This window comes from Pimelobacter simplex, from assembly GCF_024662235.1.
Classification (GTDB): Bacteria; Actinomycetota; Actinomycetes; order Propionibacteriales; family Nocardioidaceae; genus Nocardioides.
Window position 1 is genome coordinate 4,127,479 of the sequence record NZ_CP096276.1, and the last position, 16,139, is coordinate 4,143,617.

Below are 16,139 nucleotides of genomic sequence, written 5' to 3' on the forward strand. Positions count from 1 at the left end.
AGCGGCTCAGGAGTGCCGGCGCCAGACCACGACGGACTGGCCGACCGGCGCCTCAGGCAGCGCGGGGAGGTTGCTGCGCGGCACCGGCCGGGCGGCCAGCGCCTGGCGCAGCGCCTCGTGCGCGGCGTCGAGATCGGCGACCAGCTCGGCGTTGCGCGCGCGCAGGGCGACGACGGCGTTCTCGAGGTCGAGGATCCGGCGCACCCCCTCGATGCCGATGCCGGACGCCGTGAGGTCGGCGATCTCGCGCAGCCGCTCGATGTCGCGGTAGGAGTAGCGCCGTCCGCCGCCGCCCGTGCGGCCGGGCGTGATCAGCCCGACGCGCTCGTAGGTGCGCAGGGTCTGCGGGTGCAGACCGCTGAGCTGCGCGGCCACGCTGATGACGTAGACGGCATCCTCCGCACCGGGAGGGCCCTGGGGCGGACGGACGGCGCTCATCAGCGCGCCTCGTCGTAGAGACCCGCGCGCAGCGGGGTGTCGGCGGTCGCGGCGGCGTAGGCCTCGAGCGCCTCCTTCGCCTCCGCGCCGAGGTTGCTCGGGACCTGCACCTCGACCGTGGCGAGCAGGTCGCCACGGGACTCGCCCTTGACCGCACCCTTGCCGCGGATCCGGAAGGTGCGCCCGTTGGGGGTGCCGGCCGGGACCTTGAGGGTCACCGGCGCGCCACCCAGGGTGGGCACCTTGATCTCGGCGCCGAGCGCGAGCTCGGCGAACGAGACCGGGACGTCGATCGTGAGGTTCTCGCCCTTGCGGCCGAACACCCGGTGCCCGGTCACCTTGACGGTGACGTAGAGGTCGCCGGCCGGACCGCCGTTCTCGCCCGGGGCGCCCTTGCCGCGCAGCCGGATCCGCTGGCCGTCCTTGACCCCGCCGGGGATCTTGGCCTGGATCGTGCGCGCCGACTGACCGCGCCCGGTGCCGTGGCACGTGGGGCACGGGTCGTCGTACACGAGCTGGCGGCCACCGCAGGTCGGGCAGGACTCGTTCATCGAGAACGCCCCACCGACCGAGGCGGTGACGAAGCCGCTGCCCTCGCACGTCGGGCAGACGTGCGGCTGGGTGCCGGGCTTGCCGCCGGTGCCGTGGCAAGTCGCGCAGGCACCGTCGGAGCTGATCCGCAGCGACACCGTGACGCCCTCGAGCGCCTCGGTGAAGCCGATCGTCGCCGTCGTCTCGAGGTCTCCCCCGCGCGCCGGGCGCTGGGCCCGGCGGCTCTGGGTGAAGCCTCCGCCGAACAGGTCGCCGAAGAGGTCGCCGAAGCCACCTCCGCCGCCGGCCCGCTCGCGGAGCAGGTCCTCGACGTTGACGTTGCCGCCACCGCCGAAGCCCGCACCGCCGCCGAAACCGCCGCCGGCCGGGAAGCCGCCCCGGCGGAACATGTCGCGCGCCTGGTCGTACTTGGTGCGCTTCTCGGCGTCGCCGATCACGTCGTACGCCTCGGCGACCGCCTTGAACTTGTCGTGCTTGGCGGTGTCGTCGGGGTGCGAGTCGGGGTGGTTGGCGCGCGCGAGCTTGCGGTAGGCCTTCTTGATCTCGTCCTGCGACGCGGTCTTGGCGACCCCGAGCTCCTTGTAGAAGTCCTTGGTCGCCCAGTCGGACCGGATGCCGTCGTCACTCATCGCGCACCTCCCTCCTCGTCGTTGTCGTGTCGTTCATCAAGCGGGGTCGACCACGAGCACCTGTGCCGCGCGGACCACCCGGTCGCCCATCTTGTAGCCGGCCTTGGCGATCACCTTGCAGGTGGTCACCTCGACCTCGGCGTCGGTGCCGATGTGCGAGAGCGCCTCGTGCACCGTCGGGTCGAAAGCGTCGCCGACCTCGCCGAACTTGACCAGTCCCAGTCCGGCGACCACGCGCTCGAGCTGCTCGGCCGTGGCCTTGAAGCCACCCTCGAGCGGCTCGTGCTCACGGGCCCGGTCGATCGTGTCGAGGACGTCGATGATCGGCGTGAGCGCGGCGTACGTCGCGTTCTCGCGCAGCAGCTCGCGGTCCCGGTCGACCCGGCGCTTGTAGTTGAGGAACTCCGCCTGCAGGCGCTGCAGGTCGAGCGTGCGCTCCTCGAGCTCCATCTTGGTGACGGTCAGCTCGTCGGCCTCGGCCTCGGGCACCTCGGACGCCTCGGACGCCTCGGGGCTCGCGGCCGCCTCGGGCTCCTCGCCCTCGGGCGAGGGAGCCGCAGTCTCCTGCAGCTCCCCCTCCTCCGGGGTGAGGTTCTCCTCGGTCACTTGGTGTCGCCCTCGGTGTCCTCGTCGACGATCTCGGCCTCGACGACGTCGTCGTCGGCCTCGCCGGTGGCACCGGTGGTGCCGCCCGCGGCAGCCGAGTCGGCCTCGGCGGCGGCGTACATCGCGGCGCCCATCTTCTGACTGGACTCACCCAGCTTGGCGATGGCGGCGGTCAGGTCCTCGGAGTCCGCCTCGGCGTTCTCGAGGATGCCCTTGAGCGCCTCGACGTCGGTGGTCACCTCGGCCTTGACGTCGTCCGGGATCTTGTCGCCGTTGTCGGCCAGGAACTTCTCGGTCGTGTAGACGAGCTGCTCGCCCTGGTTGCGGACCTCGACGGCCTCGCGACGCTTGGCGTCCTCCTCGGCGTACTGCTCGGCCTCCTTGACCATGCGGTCGATGTCGTCCTTGGACAGCGCGCTGCCGCCGGAGATCGTCATCGACTGCTCGCGGCCGGACGCCTGGTCCTTGGCGGAGACGTGGACGATGCCGTTGGCGTCGATGTCGAAGGTGACCTCGATCTTCGGCACGCCGCGCGGAGCCGGCGGGAGGCCGGTCAGCTCGAAGTTGCCGAGGCCCTGGTTCTGCGACCAGATGGCCCGCTCGCCCTGGGCGACCTTGATCTCGACCGACGGCTGGTTGTCGTCGGCGGTCGTGAAGATCTCGGAACGCTTGGTCGGGATCGTGGTGTTGCGCTCGATCAGGGTGGTGAAGACACCGCCCTTGGTCTCGATGCCGAGGGACAGCGGGGTGACGTCGAGGAGCAGCACGTCCTTGACCTCACCGGCCAGGACGCCGGCCTGGAGGGCGGCGCCGACGGCGACGACCTCGTCGGGGTTGACGCCCTTGTTGGGCTCCTTGCCGCCGAGCATCTCCTTGACCAGGTCGGTCACGGCCGGCATGCGGGTCGAGCCGCCGACGAGGACCACGTGGTCGATCGCGGAGAGCGCGAGGCCGCCGTCCTTGAGGACGTTCTGGAAGGGCGCCTTGGTGCGCTCGAGCAGGCTCGCGGTCAGCCGCTGGAACTCGGAGCGGGTCAGCCGCTCCTCGAAGTGCAGCGGGCCGTTCTCGCCGTGGGTGATGTAGGGCAGGTGGATCGTGGTGTCGCTGGACGAGGACAGCTCGATCTTGGCCTTCTCGGCGGCCTCCTGGAGGCGCTGGGCGGCGATCTTGTCCGCGGCCAGGTCGACGCCGTTGGCGTCCTTGAACTTCTTGACCATCCACTCGACGATCGCGTTGTCCCAGTCGTCGCCACCGAGGTGGTTGTCGCCGCTGGTCGCCTTGACCTCGACGACGCCCTCACCGATCTCGAGCAGGGACACGTCGAACGTGCCGCCACCGAGGTCGTAGACGAGGATCGTCTGGTCGTCGCCCTTGTCGAGGCCGTAGGCCAGCGCCGCGGCGGTGGGCTCGTTGACGATCCGGTCGACCTTGAGGCCCGCGATCTCGCCGGCCTCCTTGGTCGCCTGGCGCTGGGCGTCGGAGAAGTACGCCGGGACGGTGATGACCGCGTTGGTGACGGTCTCGCCCAGGTAGGCCTCCGCGTCGCGCTTCAGCTTCTGCAGGATGAACGCCGAGATCTGCTGGGGCGTGAAGTCCTTGTCGACGGGGTCGCCGATGTGCTGGGTCCAGTCGGTGCCCATGTGGCGCTTGACCGACCGGATGGTGCGGTCGACGTTGGTGACCGCCTGGCGCTTCGCGACCTCGCCGACGAGCACCTCACCGCTCTTGGCGAAGGCGACGACGGACGGCGTGGTCCGGGCTCCCTCCGCGTTGGCGATGACCGTGGGCTCGCCGCCCTCGAGGACCGCGACGACGCTGTTCGTCGTACCGAGGTCGATGCCGACAGCTCGTGCCATGTGTGTCTCTCCTCCGTGATTCGGGGTGGTGGTTCAAGTTAGTTGAGCCGGATGCACTCAAGTCTGACATAGGGTCCAACGGGTCGGACCCCGGGGTTGTTCCCGGCCGCCTGAGAAAGTGGGGCCATGAGCATTCCTCGCCTCGCACTGAACGACGGAACGTCCATCCCCCAGCTCGGCTTCGGCGTCTTCCAGGTGCCGCTCGCCGACACCGAGGCGGTGGTGACCCAGGCGCTCGAGGCCGGCTACCGCCACCTCGACACCGCGCAGATGTACGGCAACGAGGAGGGCGTCGGTGCCGCCCTGGCCGCCGCCGGTCTCCCCCGCGACGAGGTCTACGTGACCACCAAGCTCAACAACAGCTTCCACCGGCCCGACGACGTGCGCCGCAGCTTCGACGCCTCGCTCGAGCGGCTCGGCCTCGACCACGTCGACCTCTTCCTCATCCACTGGCCGCTCCCGACCCGGTACGACGGCGACTACGTCGCCACGTGGCAGGCGATGACCGAGCTCACCGCCGACGGCCGGGCCCGGTCCGTAGGCGTCTCGAACTTCCAGCCCGACCACCTCGACCGGATCGTCGCGGCCACCGGCGTGGTCCCCGCGGTCAACCAGATCGAGGTCCACCCCTTCACCACCAACGAGGAGGCCCGCGCCGCGAGCCTGCGTCACGGCGCGCTCGTCGAGGCGTGGTCGCCGATCGCCCGCGGCCGGGTGCTCGAGGACCCCACGATCGTGCGGATCGCCGAGGAGGTCGGCCGGACGCCGTCCCAGGTGACGCTGCGCTGGCACGTCGAGCGGGGCGACATCGTCTTCCCCAAGAGCGTGCGCCCCGAGCGGATGGCCGAGAACCTGGCGATCTTCGACTTCGCGCTCAGCCCCGACCAGGTCGCCGCGATCGCCGCGCTCGACGAGGGGGACGCCGGGCGCACCGGCCCGCACCCGGACACCTTCGACTGGATCCCCGGCGCGGACTGAGCCCGCGCGGGTCCGGGTCGGCGGCGGTCAGCCGCCGTCAGCCGACCTGGATCCGGATCTCGTTGCTGACGGTGCCGCTGTCGCTGTCGACGACGCGGAACCGGTTCAGCCCGCCGACGCCGGTGAAGACATAGCTGGAGAAGGTGCCGTTGGTGACGCCGACGCTGGCCGGGAACTCGGCCCAGCCGCCGTTCTCCCAGCGCTGGACGCGCAGGATCGCGCCCTCACCGCCGGGGTAGACGCCGCTGAAGTAGATCCGCTCGCCCGAGGCGACGCTCGTCTGGAGCGGCTGGAGCGAGATCTCGCCGGCCTTGGGCGACTCGCTCTCGGTCGACTCGGCGGTCGGGTCGTCGCTCGGCTCGTCGGTGCTGTCGGTCGAGGACGTGTCGGTCTCGTCGGGGTCCTGGGTGTGGAGCGTGATCAGCGGGCCGCTGGGCTCGTCGGTCTTGGCCGGCGTGGGCAGGTACATCGACTGGCGCACCGTGGTGTCGGCGGCCGCGTCACCGTCGTCGCCGCCGAAGCCGAGCACCTTGGAGCCGACCATCGCGACCAGCCCCAGGATCAGGCCGACCCCGACCGCGACGGCGACCAGCGCCACCAGTCCGTTGAGGACGGGACGGTCGGCACGGGGCTCCTGCTGGTCGCTCACCCTGCCCATTGTCCAGGGCGCCCGAAGAAATCAGAAACCGCGCGTCCAGACCACCTGCTCGTGCAGCCGGCGCGAGCGCCAGCCCGCCTCCGTCCGCACGAACGTGTGCCGGTAGAGCCCGCCCACCTCGACGACGCGCTCGCCGCCCTGGCCGTCGGAGATCCGCATCGGGTTGTGGAAGTACGCCGTCACCGCGGCCTCGTCGCGGCCCTCGGCGAAGTCGAAGGCGACCTGCCCGACCGTGTGCAGCCGGTGCTTCGAGAAGCCCGGCAGCGCCTCGGCCAGCCACGCCTTGACCACCGGGAAGGTGTCGACCACGCCCCCGCTCTCGGTGTAGTCGATGTGCGCGTCGGGCGTGAAGACGGTGTCGAGCCGGTCGAAGTCCCCCTCGTCCACGGCGAGCGTGTAGCGCGTGATCGCGTCGGTGATCTCGGCGCGGTCGATCAGCTCCTGTAGGTCCATCGGGTCTCCTCAGCGGGGCTCGAGGACGACGACCGGGATCTCCCGGTCGGTCCAGGCCTGGTAGTTGTCGAAGTCGGCGTACAGGTCGACGAGGCGGGGCCACAGCGCGGCCCGCTCCTCGGGTCCGGCGACCCGGGCGCGCACCGCCCGGGAGCGCTCGCGGGGCACGGCCACGGTGGTCGTGGGGTTCGCGACGAGGTTGTGGAACCACTGCGGGTTCTTGGGCAGCCCGCCCTGCGAGGCGACGACGACCAGGTCGGCGCCGTCGGCGAGGTAGAGCAGCGGCGTGGTGAACCGGGTGCCGCTCTTGCGGCCGACGTGGTCGAGGAGCAGCACCGGGACCGGCTTCTTCCAGCCCGCGCCGATGCGCCACTTCGCGCCGATCCGGCCGTTGGTGAGGCGGTAGACCTTCACGTTGGCCTTGGCGGCGTACTTGATGATCGTGGTGACGATCGGTTTGTCGAGGCCGTCGGGCTTCGGCTTGGTGGCTGCCATGGGACTCACTCTGGCAGAAATCTAGAACGCGTTCTAGTGTGGCGGTCATGCGCTTCTCCTTCGCCGAGGGCATGACCCACGCCGACTACTACGCCCCGCTCGCCCAGGCCTGCGAGGCGACGGGCTACACCTCGATGACCATCGCGGACAGCCTGATCTACCCGCAGGAGTCCGACTCGAAGTACCCCTACACCGACACCGGGGACCGCGAGTTCCTGCTCGGCAAGCAGTTCATCGAGACGTTCATCCTGTGCAGCCACCTCTTCGCGGTGACGAGCAGCCTGCGGCTGACGCCGTTCGTGCTCAAGCTGCCGATCCGGCCGCCGGTGCTCGTCGCCAAGCAGGCCTCGTCGCTCGCCTTCCTGTCCGGCAACCGGCTCGGCCTCGGCGTCGGCCTCTCCCCCTGGCCCGAGGACTTCGCCGCCCTCGGCGTGCCGTGGGAGAAGCGCGGCAAGCGGATGGACGAGTGCATGGACATCCTGCGCGGCCTGACCCAGCCGGGCGAGGAGCCGACCTTCTTCGGCTACCAGGGCGAGTTCTACGACATCGAGCCGCTCCAGCAGTGCCCCGCCCCGACCGAGAAGATCCCGCTGCTCGTCGGCGGGCACTCGGACGCGGCGCTGCGGCGCGCCGTCCGCAAGGGGGACGGGTGGATGCACGCCGGCGGCGACGGCGAGGAGCTCGACCGCCTGCTCACCCGCCTCGCCGAGATCCGCGCCGAGGAGGGGGACACCCGCGACGACTTCGAGGTCCACGTGATCTCGTACGACGCCTACACCCTCGACGGCATCAAGCGCCTGGAGGACAAGGGCGTCACCGACTGCATCGTCGGCTTCCGGGTCCCCTACATCAAGGGCCCCGACACCGAGCCGCTCGAGACCAAGATCAAGCACCTCGAGCAGTACGCCGAGAACATCATCGCCAAGGCGAACGGCTGATCGGCATGAGCGAGTCCCTCGGGCTGACCAAGCCCCTCCAGGACGCGATCGCCGAGGCCGAGGAGCTGATCGCGAACGCGCCGTTCATCACGACCGAGGCCGACCGGCTGGAGGGCTACGACTACCTCTCCGGCCGGATCCGGATGGCCCTCCAGACCGCCTTCGACTACGACCTGGAGCAGCCGCTCTTCATCAACCCGACGCACCAGTTCTCGCGCCAGGGCCTCGACAACCCCGACGCGGTCTACTTCCACGCCTACCTGCGCGAGGGCGTGGAGTACGTCGTCCGCGGCCGCCGCGGCACCTCCGCGGACCTCTCGTTCCAGGTGATGGGCGGGACCTACAACGCCTCGTCGGCCGCCACCTCGCTGATGGCCTTCGACGACCGCGAGCTGGAGATCGCCGACGACGGGACCTTCTCGTTCACCTACGTCGCCGAGCCCGGCGCCAAGACGCTCATCGTCCGCGAGGTCTTCAACGACTGGGACACCGAGGCGCGCGGCACGCTCACCATCGAGCGCACCGACACCCTCGGCCGGGCCCGCCGTCCGCTCTCCGCGGAGACCCTGCAGAAGAAGTACGAGGTCGCCGCCCGCTCGCTGATCGGCTCGATCCAGACCTGGTTCGCGTTCCCGCACTTCTTCCAGTTCAAGGAGCCGGTCAACACCCTCACCACCCCCGCCTCCACCCCCGGCGGGCTCTCCTCGCAGTTCTCCTCGATCGGCCACTACGAGCTCGCCGAGGACGAGGCGATGATCGTGACCGTCCCCCGCTGCGACGACTGCGCCTACCAGGCCGTCCAGATCGGCTCGAACTGGTACGCCTCCACCGACTACGAGACCCACCAGACGTCGCTGACCAAGGCCCAGGCCGTCGCGGACGACGACGGGCTCCTCCGCTTCGTCATCTCCGAGCGGCCCCCGGGCCTCGTCGACGGCGCCCCGGCCCCGACCGCGAACTGGCTCGAGACGACCGGCCACCGCACCGGCCCGATCATGCTGCGCTGGCAGCAGCTCTCCCGGGACCTCACCGCCGCGGACGGGCCCACCGTCGAGATCGTCCCGGTCGCCGAGGTCGCCACCCGGCTCGCCGGGTCGGCGGGAGGTGCGGGGCTGTCGGCCGCGGCCTACGCGGAGCGGATCGCGGCGCGGCAGCGGGCGGTGGCGCGGCGGATGATCAGCTGAGCCCGGGCCCCGCGGCCGCCCTGCTCGTCTCGGCCGTCCCGCCCGCCCCACGAACGACCGCCGCCCGTGCACACCCCGTGCCGGGCGGCGTCGTCGTCCCCAGGCCAGGTCGTCGCGGTTCGTCGATCGCCCGCGCCCGGTGAGCCTTGGTCCATGACCCACCCCGCTGACACACTCGATCCATGGCCCACCGCACCGAACCCGACGTCGCGGTCGCCCTGCTCTCCGACCACCTCACCCCGTGGCTCGCCGCCGACCTCGCCCGGTTCCGGGCCGAGGACGGCTGGGCGGTCGAGATCCTCGACGGCACGCTCGTCGTCGCCACCGACCCCGCGACCGGCCTGCCGTGGACACCCGCCGACCTCGCCCGGTTCCCCGAGGGCAACCTGTTCGAGGTCGTCGAGGGGCGGTTGTTCGTGAACGCGCAGCCCAACCCCCTGCACCAGCTCGTCGCCGACCACCTGCGCGCGCTCCTCACCGACCAGGTCGGCGCCGACCTGGTCGCGCTCCGCGAGATCGGCATGCGGCTGGACCGCTCGCTCGTCGGGCCCGACATCAGCGTGGTCCGGCGGGCCGAGGTCGACTGGAAGGCGGCCGAGCAGCCGGCCTCCGCCGCCGTCCTGGTGATCGAGGTCGCCTCCCCCAGCACCCGCCGGACCGACCGCACCCTCAAGGCCGCCGCCTACGCCGAGGCCGGCATCCCCGGCTACTGGCGCATCGAGCTCGACCCGGTCCGGGTGATCGCCTTCGGGCTGCACGCGGGCGCCTACGCCGAGCTCGGCACCTGGGGCGCCGGCCAGACGGTCGAGGTCGACCAGCCGGTCGTCGTACGGTTCGACCCGGCGGCGCTGCTGCCCTGACGAGGGAACCCTTCGGCACCCGGGAGCCGTCGTACGACCATGCGCCCGCTCGTCGTACCGACCCTCCTGCTCGCGGCCGTCCTGACCGGCTGCGGGACGGAGGCGACGACGGGCGCGACCACGTCCCCGACCGCGACGCGCCCGCCCGCAGCCGCGACCGCGACGACGACCGCCGGACCGACCCGCGGCCCGACGGGCATCGAGGCGCCCCCGCCCTTCCGGGTCCGGTACGACGACCGCGAGCTCGCGCTGCACCCGGACACCTACTGCGTCACCGGTGGGTGCGTCGACGGCGTCCTCGCGGACCCGCCCGAGGTCGGGTCGCCGGCGGAGCTGCTGATCCACGTGCCGGTGGCGCGGTTCCGGCTCCAGCCGGCGGGCCTGACCGAGGTCACCTCCGCGGGACGCGCCGGGCGCTCCGGGCGGTTCGAGGGGTGCCGGGGACGCGTGCTCACCGCGCCGGTCGAGGACCTGGGCGACGGGTGGTACCGGCTGCGGCCGTTCGGGCCCGCCGGGACCTACGACGTCAGCCTGTTCGCGTCCGGCCGGGGGGACATGGCGGGCACGCTGCGCTGGACGATGCCGCAGGCGGGGCCGATGCCGACCCCGGCCGCCCGGCTCGCGCTGATCGCGGACCACGACGGGCAGCCCGACAGCTACGGCCTGGAGCTGTCGGTCACCGGCCTCGCCGCGAGCCCGCGGCAGGCCACGGCCGAGATCGAGGTGCGGGCCGGCAACGGCCGCGGGACGACGATCACGGCGCGGCGCTCGCGCGGGTCGTGCGTCGGTGACCTCGGGTTCGACGGACCGGACGCGCCGGCGCGGGCGGCGTCCCGGCTGGGCGGCTTCCCGTTCACGATGCGGGTCACGCTCACGCTCGACGGGGTGCGGCACGTCGCGACCGCGGTCTACCCGGACGACGAGATCGACGACAACGAGCCGTACGTCGCCCTGGAGTTCACGCCTGCGCTGCCCGGTCTGTGACCTCGATCGCACCGACCCCCTTCCGCAAAACTGAAACACGTTCTACCCTGTCGGCCATGGTGGATCTGCTGACCGACAAGGTCGTCGTACTGTCCGGAGTCGGCCCGGGGCTCGGTCGCTCCCTGGGCGAGGAGGCCGCGAAGATGGGGGCCGACCTCGTCCTGGCGAGCCGTACCCCCGAGCGCCTGGAGAAGATGGCCGAGGTGGTCCGGTCCTACGGGCGCCGCGCGCTCGTCGTCCCGACCGACATCACCGACGAGGACCAGCGCAAGGCGCTGGTGGAGGCCTCCCTCGACGAGTTCGGCAAGGTCGACTGCCTCATCAACAACGCGTTCGGCATCCCGCCGATGGACCCGATCAGCACGCTCGACCTCGAGGGCCTGCGCAACGCCAACGAGACCAACGTCTTCGCGCCGCTGCGCCTCTCGGCACTGTTCTCCGACGCGCTCGCCGCGACCGAGGACAAGGTCGGCGGCTCGGTGATCATGGTCAACTCCTGCGTCATCTACAGCAGCCAGCCCGAGTACTCCGGCTACAAGCTCTCCAAGGGCACCCTGGAGCACCTCGCGCAGTCACTCGCCACCGAGCTCGGCCCGCGCGGCATCCGGGTCAACAGCGTGGCGCCGTCCTACATCTACGAGGACGTCAACAAGGCCTACTTCGACTGGATCGCGCAGGAGTCGGGCCGCACCCACGAGGACGTGTACGCCGAGAAGGCCGCGCCGACCGACCTCAAGCGGCTCGCGACCCCCGACGAGGTCGCCCGGGCGACGCTGTTCCTCGCCTCCGACCTTGCCTCCGCGGTGACCGGGCAGATGCTCAACGTCGACTGCGGCGAGTTCCACGCATGAGCGAGCCCCGCCAGCGCGCGGACGTCGGCACCTTCGAGGACATCTGCGAGGCGGCGACCCGCACCACCGGCCTGACCGACTTCGGCTTCGCCGACGCCCCAGGGCACGAGGAGGCGTTCCGGATCCTGGTCGAGGACCTCGGCTCGGCCGAGGCCGGGCTGACCGGGGTCGGCAACTACTTCATGCGCTCGCAGGTCAAGAGCGCGCTGGTGGCCCGGCTGCTCACCCAGGCCCGGTTCACCGAGTTCCCGCAGCACGCCGACGTCGCGATCGAGCGGCCGATCTTCGTGCTCGGCCTCCCCCGGACCGGTACGACGGCGCTCAGCCGGCTGCTCTGCGCCGACCCGGCGAACCAGGGCCTGGAGATGTGGCTGACCGAGTTCCCCCAGCCGCGCCCGCCGCGGGAGACCTGGGAGGACGACCCCGTCTTCAACGCCATGCAGGCGGCGTTCCGCGAGCACCACATCACCAACCCCGAGTTCATGGGCATCCACTACTCCGACGCCACCGAGCCGGAGGAGTGCTGGCGGGTGCTGCGCCAGACCGGCAAGTCGCTCGGCTTCGAGTCGCTGGCCCACGTGCCGGCGTACTCGCGCTGGCTGGCGACCCAGCCGTGGACCGACGCCTACGAGCGGCACCGCCGGAACCTGCAGCTGATCGGCCTGAACGACCAGGACAAGCGCTGGGTGCTCAAGAACCCGTCGCACCTGATCGCGCTCGACGCGCTGCTGGAGGTCTACCCCGACGCGCTGGTCGTGATGACCCAGCGCGACCCGGTCACCTCGGTCGCGTCGGCCTGCTCCCTGTCCGCCGAGGCGACCGACGGGCACTCGACGACCTTCGTCGGCGAGACCCTCGGGCGCGACCAGCTCGGCCACCTCACCCGGCAGTGGGACGCGTTCTGGCAGGCGCGGGAGAAGGCGGACGAGAGCCAGTTCTTCGACGTCGACTACCGCGGCTTCGTGCAGGACCCGGTCGGCACCGTCGGCGCGATCTACGACGCCTTCGGGCTGACCTGGAGCGCCGAGGCGCAGAGCGCCGTCCGCAAGCTCGACGACGAGTCGCGCAGCGGTCCGCGCCGCCCGGCCCACCAGTACGACCTCGCGGACTACGGCATCACCGAGGACGAGGTCCGCGCGTCGTTCGTGCGCTGACCGGGCCGGCCGGGCGGGCTCAGCCCTGGCACAGGCAGAAGGGATGACCGGCCGGGTCGAGGAAGACCCGGAAGGTCGTCCCGGGCTGGTGCTCGTGCTTGGTCGCTCCGAGCGCGAGCACCGCCGCCTCGGCCTCGTCGAGGTCGTCGACGTCGACATCGAGGTGGACCTGCTGGGGCACCTCCTGGCCCGGCCACTGCGGGGGCCGGTAGGTGTCGGGATCGACGGCCTGGAAGTGGATGTGGTGCTCGCCCGAGGAGATCGAGATCCACACCCCCGGCTCGTGGACGCGCGACGGCCACCCGAGCAGGGCGCCGTAGAACTCCGCGAGCACGCGCGGGTCGGGACAGTCGAGGACGAATTGCGGACTGCGTGCGATGGCCATGGACCGACGCTAGACCGGACCTCCGACAGAGCCGGCTGACGCGATCGCGGCGCGGGTCGCGGCGACGAAGTCGCGCGGGTCGTCGAGCCAGATCCCGAGCGCGACCGCGTCGACGACGCCCTTCGGCGTCGGGACCGGCAGGGGCTCGGCGAACACGAGCACCACGTTGACCCGGTTGTTGACCGGGACGTGGAGCTCGGTGCCGGCGTCGGTCTCGCGGGGGCGCAGGGTGCGGACCATGCCCTCGATGTCGCGGTCGTCGTAGCGCACCTCGGCGATCGCGGTCCACGGCACCGCGATCCGGGCGAGCGTGCCGAAGCGCACCGTCAGACCGGTCCGGGTGACCAGGTGCGGATAGACCTTGAGGCTGGCCAGGAGCCCGATCATCCAGACCAGGCCCCAGACGCCGACGACGAGCAGCGCGATCCGCACGCCCTCCCACGGCACCAGCACGTGGGCGATCGGGAGCTCGCACGCCGAGCCGAAGATCCACAGCCACATCACCGGCGTCACCATCCGGCTGTAGCCCCAGCCCCTCGCCCCCTCCGGTACGTCGACCCGCCGGGCGAGCCAGCGGCCGAGCGCGACGTAGAGCCGGACCTCGAGCCGGACGAAGCGGCCGATGGCGCGCAGGGCGTTCACGGCGTGCCCCAGTCCTGCTCGACGCGGGCCCGGAGCCGGTCGTTGACGAGCGTCAGCGTGCGGCGCAGGTCGCGGAGCTGGCGCTCGGAGAGCGCCCCGAAGAGGACCTCGTGCATCTCGGCGTAGCCGTCGACCATCGAGGTCAGCAGCGTGGTCCCGGTGTCGGTGAGGGTGACCAGGACGGCGCGCCGGTCGGTCGGGTGCGGGGCGCGGGCGACGTACCCGGTGGCGACGAGGCCGTCGACCAGTCCGGTGACGTTGCGCGGGGTGACCGCGAGCGCGTCGGCCAGCTCGCGCTGGGTGACCGGTCCCCCGCGCAGCACCCAGAGCAGGCGCGCCCGGGCCTCGGTGAGCCCGTCGCGCTCGAACGAGAGCTGCATGTCGCGGTGGAGCAGCACGACCAGCTCGAGGACCTGGTCGACGGCGGTGGGCTGACCCTGCTCGCGGCTCATATCGTGAAGGTACTACACGATGCAGGCAATTCACATAAGTCAGGGAGCCCGAGCGCTGGCGACAGCCGTTCTCCGCGGCCGTCCACAGGCCCGGAAGCACTGGGTTTGGGCCTCCGGCGCCGCGCGCACACCGGTGCCATGACCGTCACCGTGACCCTCGCCGTCCCCCACCGCTGGTCCACGCGCTCCGACCCGGCCTCCGGGCTGGTCCTGCACGCGCGGGCGCCCATGACGCCGCCGAGCGGGTTCGCGCCCGAGATCGTGGTCCGCACGACACCCGTCGCGGGCGACCTCGCGCGCTGGCGCGCCGAATCCCTCGCGGCCCTGGCCGGCCAGCTCGACGGCCTGGACGTCGAGGACACCGACCGGCTCGACCTCGACGGCCGCGCGGTGGTCTACCACCGCATCGGGCACCGGCTGCGGCACCGGCTCGGGACGCTGGAGGTCGTCGCCGAGCAGTGGTCCTGGCTGGTCGACGGGGTCGGGGTGACGCTGACCGGGTCGGTGGCGCGCGCCGACTACGCCGACTACGCGGACGTCTTCGAGGAGGTCGCGGCGACGTTGGTGCCGGGCGTCAGCGCGCCGCCCGGGCCCGGACCCGGATCCGGGCGCCCCGGCGCGGGACGCTCGTGATGTTGCGGACCTTGGGCACGTCGGAGCCGACCGCGGTGACGTCGTACTGGCGGAAGACCTCGCGAAGCACCTCGACGCCCTCCATGAGCGAGAAGCCGGCGCCGATGCAGCGGCGCACACCGCCGCCGAACGGAATCCAGACGTTGAGCGGCGGGGTCTGCGCGGCCGGGCCGAGGAAGCGCTCGGGGCGGAACACCTCGGGGTCGGGGAAGCTCTCGTCGCGCTGGTGGCTGACGATGATCGAGGGCCCGACGGTGGTGCCGGCCGGCAGGTCGAGGCCGCCGACGGTGGCCGGCTTCATCAGGGTCCGCACCACCATGGGGATGATCGGGTGCAGCCGCATCGACTCCTTGAGCGCGGCCTCGAGCCAGGCGTCGTCGCCCTCGTCGGCGGCGCGCTGGGCGCGGGCGACCAGGTCGGGGCGGTGGCCGATCTCGGCGAGCGCCCACGACAGGGCCGAGGCGGTCGTCTCGTGGCCGGCGAGCAGCAGCGTGACGAGCTGGTCGCGCAGCTCGATGTCGGAGAGCCCGTTCTCGCCGTCGGCGTCGTGGACCGACAGCAGCCGGGACAGGACGTCGGTCCGCTCGTCGAGGTCGTCGGCGGCGCGGCGCTCGCGGATCTCGGCGTACATGAGGCGGTCGAGCTCGACCTGGTTGTCGACCGTGCGGCGCCAGGGGCCGAGCTTCTGCAGCCGCGGGTACGCCCAGCCGAGGAGGATCGCGGGGCTGATCTCGACGGTCTGGTTGACGGCGGGCCGCAGCCGGGCCAGCCGGCGCTCGTCGGTGACGCCGAAGACGACGCGGAGGATGACCTCGAGGGTGAGGGCGTTCATCCGCTCCAGCGCCCGGAAGGTCTCGTCCTCGCGCCAGCCGCCGATCTCGTCGGCGGCGACCTCGGCGACCATCGAGCGGTACCCGCGCAGTGCGTGGCCCAGGAACGCCGGCATGAGCAGCTTGCGGGCGCGGTGGTGGTCGGTGGAGTCCTGCAGCAGCAGCGAGTGCTGGCCCATGATCGGGCCGAGGATCGCGTTGCCGCGACCGGCATGGAAGACCTCGGGGTCCCCGGCGAAGATCTCCTTGGTCGCCTCGGGGGCGGTGAAGAGCACCAGCGGGCGGCCGCCGGGCACGAGGTTGAGGGTGAACGCGTCGCCGTACCGGCGCTGGAGCCAGGGGTGGAACTGGTGCCGGAAGCGCATCAGCGCGACCGTCTGGACCAGGGCCGGCCACCGCGGACCGGGCGGCAGCTGGTCGAGAGGCACGCGCGGCAGGCCGCTCCCGCCGACGACGCTCATCGACCGGAACCGGCTCATGGTGAGCGCGATCGTGTCGTCGGCAGGGGGCGCGGGTGCGGGGACCTCGGTCGTCACGAGGTCGACGCTACTCGCTGGTAGC

The 16,139-nt window shown here is 71.8% G+C and carries 19 protein-coding genes; 8 read left to right on the forward strand and 11 right to left on the reverse strand.

Annotation, left to right across the window (positions count from 1 at the left end; genetic code table 11):
• Positions 1-6: 6 nt before the first annotated feature.
• From M0M48_RS20335 to dnaK, 4 genes are read right to left on the reverse strand one after another with little or no spacing between them, the layout of a single operon-like run.
• A complete protein-coding gene (locus tag M0M48_RS20335) occupies positions 7-438 on the reverse strand; it encodes a heat shock protein transcriptional repressor HspR (RefSeq protein ID WP_215812793.1) in 432 nt (143 codons plus the stop codon).
• Positions 438-1,619, reverse strand: coding sequence for a molecular chaperone DnaJ (dnaJ, locus tag M0M48_RS20340; RefSeq protein ID WP_215812792.1), 1,182 nt, complete (start codon positions 1,617-1,619; stop codon positions 438-440). The genes M0M48_RS20335 and dnaJ overlap by 1 nt, the downstream gene beginning before the upstream one ends.
• Before the next feature lie 36 nt (positions 1,620-1,655).
• Complete coding sequence (gene grpE / locus M0M48_RS20345; protein ID WP_257752524.1) at positions 1,656-2,225, reverse strand: nucleotide exchange factor GrpE; 570 nt, start codon at positions 2,223-2,225, stop codon at positions 1,656-1,658.
• Positions 2,222-4,081 (reverse strand): molecular chaperone DnaK, encoded by a 1,860-nt coding sequence (dnaK, locus tag M0M48_RS20350; RefSeq protein ID WP_215812791.1) that lies wholly within the window; start codon positions 4,079-4,081, stop codon positions 2,222-2,224. Before dnaK ends, grpE begins: the two co-directional genes overlap by 4 nt.
• 126 nt (positions 4,082-4,207) lie before the next feature.
• Between dnaK and M0M48_RS20355 the strand changes: the two genes are divergently transcribed.
• Positions 4,208-5,059: an aldo/keto reductase gene (locus M0M48_RS20355; protein ID WP_257752525.1), complete on the forward strand. Its 852-nt coding sequence runs from the start codon at positions 4,208-4,210 to the stop codon at positions 5,057-5,059.
• A 37-nt stretch (positions 5,060-5,096) separates the two neighbouring features.
• Here M0M48_RS20355 and M0M48_RS20360 read toward each other — a convergent pair whose 3' ends face one another.
• The 3 genes from M0M48_RS20360 to M0M48_RS20370 are packed head-to-tail and all read right to left on the reverse strand — an operon-like array spanning position 5,097 to position 6,665.
• Positions 5,097-5,708 (reverse strand): hypothetical protein, encoded by a 612-nt coding sequence (locus tag M0M48_RS20360; RefSeq protein WP_257752526.1) that lies wholly within the window; start codon positions 5,706-5,708, stop codon positions 5,097-5,099.
• A 30-nt stretch (positions 5,709-5,738) separates the two neighbouring features.
• Positions 5,739-6,170 carry a nuclear transport factor 2 family protein gene (locus tag M0M48_RS20365; protein ID WP_215812788.1) on the reverse strand — a complete coding sequence of 144 codons (432 nt, stop codon included), beginning with the start codon at positions 6,168-6,170 and terminating at the stop codon, positions 5,739-5,741.
• Between the two features lie 9 nt (positions 6,171-6,179).
• A complete protein-coding gene (locus M0M48_RS20370; RefSeq protein WP_257752527.1) occupies positions 6,180-6,665 on the reverse strand; it encodes a nitroreductase family deazaflavin-dependent oxidoreductase in 486 nt (161 codons plus the stop codon).
• A 47-nt stretch (positions 6,666-6,712) separates the two neighbouring features.
• Between M0M48_RS20370 and M0M48_RS20375 the strand changes: the two genes are divergently transcribed.
• The 6 genes from M0M48_RS20375 to M0M48_RS20400 all read left to right on the forward strand — a co-directional run bounded on the left by M0M48_RS20375 (position 6,713) and on the right by M0M48_RS20400 (position 12,636).
• Positions 6,713-7,603 carry a TIGR03619 family F420-dependent LLM class oxidoreductase gene (locus M0M48_RS20375; RefSeq protein ID WP_215812786.1) on the forward strand — a complete coding sequence of 297 codons (891 nt, stop codon included), beginning with the start codon at positions 6,713-6,715 and terminating at the stop codon, positions 7,601-7,603.
• A gap of 5 nt (positions 7,604-7,608) precedes the next feature.
• Entirely contained in the window at positions 7,609-8,787 is a 1,179-nt protein-coding gene (locus M0M48_RS20380) for a hypothetical protein (protein WP_257752528.1), read from the forward strand.
• 182 nt (positions 8,788-8,969) lie between these two features.
• Positions 8,970-9,647, forward strand: a complete 678-nt coding sequence (locus M0M48_RS20385) for a Uma2 family endonuclease (RefSeq protein WP_257752529.1) — start codon at positions 8,970-8,972, stop codon at positions 9,645-9,647.
• Positions 9,648-9,686: 39 nt separating this feature from the next.
• Positions 9,687-10,631, forward strand: coding sequence for a hypothetical protein (locus M0M48_RS20390; protein WP_257752530.1), 945 nt, complete (start codon positions 9,687-9,689; stop codon positions 10,629-10,631).
• A 56-nt stretch (positions 10,632-10,687) separates the two neighbouring features.
• Entirely contained in the window at positions 10,688-11,482 is a 795-nt protein-coding gene (locus M0M48_RS20395; RefSeq protein ID WP_215812782.1) for an SDR family oxidoreductase, read from the forward strand.
• Entirely contained in the window at positions 11,479-12,636 is a 1,158-nt protein-coding gene (locus M0M48_RS20400) for a sulfotransferase family protein (protein ID WP_257752531.1), read from the forward strand. The genes M0M48_RS20395 and M0M48_RS20400 overlap by 4 nt, the downstream gene beginning before the upstream one ends.
• Positions 12,637-12,655: 19 nt before the next feature.
• Here M0M48_RS20400 and M0M48_RS20405 read toward each other — a convergent pair whose 3' ends face one another.
• Genes M0M48_RS20405 through M0M48_RS20415 form a run of 3 tightly spaced genes read right to left on the reverse strand, consistent with a single transcriptional unit; the run spans position 12,656 to position 14,115 of the window.
• The gene (locus M0M48_RS20405) at positions 12,656-13,021 is read right to left on the reverse strand and encodes a VOC family protein (protein ID WP_257752532.1); all 366 of its coding nucleotides are present in this window, start codon (positions 13,019-13,021) and stop codon (positions 12,656-12,658) included.
• Positions 13,022-13,030: 9 nt separating this feature from the next.
• Positions 13,031-13,663 (reverse strand): hypothetical protein, encoded by a 633-nt coding sequence (locus tag M0M48_RS20410; RefSeq protein ID WP_257752533.1) that lies wholly within the window; start codon positions 13,661-13,663, stop codon positions 13,031-13,033.
• Positions 13,660-14,115, reverse strand: coding sequence for a MarR family winged helix-turn-helix transcriptional regulator (locus M0M48_RS20415; RefSeq protein ID WP_215812778.1), 456 nt, complete (start codon positions 14,113-14,115; stop codon positions 13,660-13,662). Before M0M48_RS20415 ends, M0M48_RS20410 begins: the two co-directional genes overlap by 4 nt.
• A gap of 138 nt (positions 14,116-14,253) precedes the next feature.
• On the opposite strand from M0M48_RS20415, the gene M0M48_RS20420 reads away from it, so the two are divergent.
• Complete coding sequence (locus M0M48_RS20420) at positions 14,254-14,748, forward strand: hypothetical protein (RefSeq protein ID WP_257752534.1); 495 nt, start codon at positions 14,254-14,256, stop codon at positions 14,746-14,748.
• Here the strand turns inward: M0M48_RS20420 and M0M48_RS20425 are convergent.
• Positions 14,690-16,114 carry a cytochrome P450 gene (locus tag M0M48_RS20425; protein WP_257752535.1) on the reverse strand — a complete coding sequence of 475 codons (1,425 nt, stop codon included), beginning with the start codon at positions 16,112-16,114 and terminating at the stop codon, positions 14,690-14,692. The genes M0M48_RS20420 and M0M48_RS20425 overlap by 59 nt on opposite strands.
• Positions 16,115-16,139: the final 25 nt, after the last annotated feature.

What these genes read in the sequence shown, in the direction of transcription:
- M0M48_RS20390 (WP_257752530.1), top strand. Translation starts at nt 9,687, where the DNA reads ATGCGCCCGCTCGTCGTACCGACCCTCCTGCTCGCGGCCGTCCTGACC.
- M0M48_RS20405 (WP_257752532.1), bottom strand. Translation starts at nt 13,021, where the DNA reads ATGGCCATCGCACGCAGTCCGCAATTCGTCCTCGACTGTCCCGACCCG.
- M0M48_RS20365 (WP_215812788.1), bottom strand. Translation starts at nt 6,170, where the DNA reads ATGGACCTACAGGAGCTGATCGACCGCGCCGAGATCACCGACGCGATC.
- M0M48_RS20395 (WP_215812782.1), top strand. Translation starts at nt 10,688, where the DNA reads ATGGTGGATCTGCTGACCGACAAGGTCGTCGTACTGTCCGGAGTCGGC.
- M0M48_RS20420 (WP_257752534.1), top strand. Translation starts at nt 14,254, where the DNA reads ATGACCGTCACCGTGACCCTCGCCGTCCCCCACCGCTGGTCCACGCGC.
- M0M48_RS20355 (WP_257752525.1), top strand. Translation starts at nt 4,208, where the DNA reads ATGAGCATTCCTCGCCTCGCACTGAACGACGGAACGTCCATCCCCCAG.
- dnaJ (WP_215812792.1), bottom strand. Translation starts at nt 1,619, where the DNA reads ATGAGTGACGACGGCATCCGGTCCGACTGGGCGACCAAGGACTTCTAC.
- M0M48_RS20375 (WP_215812786.1), top strand. Translation starts at nt 6,713, where the DNA reads ATGCGCTTCTCCTTCGCCGAGGGCATGACCCACGCCGACTACTACGCC.
- M0M48_RS20370 (WP_257752527.1), bottom strand. Translation starts at nt 6,665, where the DNA reads ATGGCAGCCACCAAGCCGAAGCCCGACGGCCTCGACAAACCGATCGTC.
- M0M48_RS20415 (WP_215812778.1), bottom strand. Translation starts at nt 14,115, where the DNA reads ATGAGCCGCGAGCAGGGTCAGCCCACCGCCGTCGACCAGGTCCTCGAG.
- dnaK (WP_215812791.1), bottom strand. Translation starts at nt 4,081, where the DNA reads ATGGCACGAGCTGTCGGCATCGACCTCGGTACGACGAACAGCGTCGTC.
- M0M48_RS20385 (WP_257752529.1), top strand. Translation starts at nt 8,970, where the DNA reads ATGGCCCACCGCACCGAACCCGACGTCGCGGTCGCCCTGCTCTCCGAC.
- M0M48_RS20335 (WP_215812793.1), bottom strand. Translation starts at nt 438, where the DNA reads ATGAGCGCCGTCCGTCCGCCCCAGGGCCCTCCCGGTGCGGAGGATGCC.
- M0M48_RS20400 (WP_257752531.1), top strand. Translation starts at nt 11,479, where the DNA reads ATGAGCGAGCCCCGCCAGCGCGCGGACGTCGGCACCTTCGAGGACATC.
- M0M48_RS20380 (WP_257752528.1), top strand. Translation starts at nt 7,609, where the DNA reads ATGAGCGAGTCCCTCGGGCTGACCAAGCCCCTCCAGGACGCGATCGCC.